Source organism: Cellulomonas carbonis (assembly GCF_014636275.1).
GTDB lineage: Bacteria > Actinomycetota > Actinomycetes > Actinomycetales > Cellulomonadaceae > Actinotalea > Actinotalea carbonis.
Map to the genome: position 1 here is coordinate 1 of NZ_BMEB01000069.1, position 510 is coordinate 510.

1 protein-coding gene is annotated in these 510 nt (G+C 64.1%); it reads right to left on the reverse strand.

Going from position 1 to position 510, the window contains the following annotated elements; all coding sequences use genetic code 11:
- Positions 1 to 510, reverse strand: a 510-nt coding sequence (locus tag IEV86_RS17740; RefSeq protein WP_188484865.1) for an oligopeptide:H+ symporter, incomplete at both ends; no start/stop codon positions are given.

Here is a 510-nt window from a genome sequence, read left to right on the forward strand (position 1 = left end):
GGCGGCAGGCTCTTGCGACCGGTGAGGTAGATGATCAGGCCGAGTGCCATACCGACCGCGGCGGCCCCGAATCCATAGTGGAATCCGATGTTCTTCTGCAGGAGTCCGGTGAGCAGCGGGCCGAGGAGGGCACCGATATTCACGCCCATGTAGAAGATGGTGAAGCCGGCGTCACGACGCGGGTCCTTCTCTTCGTAGAGTTCACCGACCAGTGCCGAGGCGTTCGCCTTGAGACCGCCCGAGCCGAGCGCAACAAGGATGAGGCCGACTGCCACTCCCCCGAAGCCGGGGATGAACGCCAGGCAGATGTGACCGATCATGATGATGATCGCGGAGTAGAAGAGGACCTTCTCCGCTCCGGCGAGGCGGTCGGCGATCCAGGCGCCGAGGATCGTGGCGAGGAAGACGGCACCGCCGTACGCACCGACGATGCCCACTGCCGTACCCTGCTCCATCCCCATGCCGCCGTCGGTGACGCTGAAGTAGAGGTAAATCGCGAGGATGCCGTTC